Annotated in this window: 1 protein-coding gene and 2 pseudogenes; 1 reads left to right on the forward strand and 2 read right to left on the reverse strand. The window is 52.9% G+C overall.

The features are described from left to right. Window positions 1-50 precede the first annotated feature (50 nt). Window positions 51-521, forward strand: a pseudogene (gene rpiA, locus CW742_RS13720) (ribose 5-phosphate isomerase A); the annotation flags it as partial. Here rpiA and CW742_RS13725 read toward each other — a convergent pair. After that, the gene (locus CW742_RS13725) at window positions 501-875 is read right to left on the reverse strand and encodes a transcriptional regulator (RefSeq protein WP_015285860.1); all 375 of its coding nucleotides are present in this window, start codon (window positions 873-875) and stop codon (window positions 501-503) included. The pseudogene rpiA and the gene CW742_RS13725 overlap by 21 nt on opposite strands. A 211-nt stretch (window positions 876-1,086) precedes the next feature. Beyond that, window positions 1,087-1,269 (reverse strand): annotated as a pseudogene (locus CW742_RS13730) (TATA-box-binding protein); the annotation flags it as partial.

Raw genomic sequence — 1,269 nt, forward strand, 5'->3', positions numbered from 1 at the left:
CCTTTTCTTCTTCGCTGGAGCAGTAGGTTGGGTATAAGAGCCAGCACCCGGTCATTGATTTGGCTATCGATGGGGCAGATGAGGTTGACCCACACCTCAACCTCATCAAGGGCCGGGGCGCTGCTATGACACGGGAAAAATGCGTTGCCGCAGCAGCATTCCAGTTTATTGTTGTCGTAGACGAGGCAAAAGTCGTTTCCCGCTTCGCTGCCCCGGTGCCTGTGGAAGTTCTCCCGTTTGCAGTAACTCCGGCCATGGCCCAGCTCCGCGGGCTCGGGTGCCGTCCGGTAATCCGCGAGGGTGTGAAAAAAGACGGCCCGGTCATCACGGACAATGGGAACTATGTCGTAGACTGCACCTTCCCGTCCATAACGGATCCCGCGGGACTCGAAAAGGCGATGGCAGAGATCCCCGGAGTTATCGAGAGCGGGCTCTTTTGCGGTTACGCAAACAAGACTACGGTGATCGTGGGAAATGAAAAAGGGATTAAAAAAATTACATCAGCGGATATAGTGCCGTAACTTCTGGACAAGGGCCAGCTGGTTATTGGCTTCCTTCTTCTTCTCTTTCTCGATACTGTCCATAATCTCCTGGATGGGCTTTGACAGCTCGTAGATCTTTACCGGGCGGCCCTTGCTCTCGGCCTTGCTCTCGCGGCTGGTGATCCAGTCCTGCTCCATGAGGTAGCGCATCGCGATGCTGACCTCGGGCTGCCGGAGATCGGTGCCGCGCTCGATGGCCCGGGAGGTTGCCTCGGGGGTGTTGGCAAGGAATACCAGTACCTTCGCAACATTCCGTTTGGTTCCAATCTCGATGAGGAGATTTGCAAATTCCTCTTCCTTCTCGGTAAAATACATAACGTTCTCAGTTCTCATGCATCACATCCATCAGTTTTCGATCTTATACTATACAATTATCTAAATTAGGATATATAGGCTCTGTTATTGGGGGGCAACCGGTGCGACTTTTTTATAGTATGAGAAACCGAGCTTCAACGTTTATCTGCCAGGCAGATTCCCGATCACCGTACGGCTGCAGGTGCGAAAATTAACACTAATTGTTGACTTACTCAAATCGAAAAAAGAATTACATGAGCCCGAGGCTTCGCAGATCCGAGAGGATTTTGACAACAGCCTTCTTGGCATCCTCCGGTTCCTTGCCGCCGGTGATGATCAGTTTGCCGGACCCGAAGAGGAGGACGACGACTTTCGGGTTGTCGAGGCGGTACACGAGCCCGGGGAACTGTTCGGGTTCGTACTCGATCCGGTC

Source organism: Methanoregula sp., from assembly GCF_002835825.1.
Classification (GTDB): domain Archaea; phylum Halobacteriota; class Methanomicrobia; order Methanomicrobiales; family Methanospirillaceae; genus Methanoregula.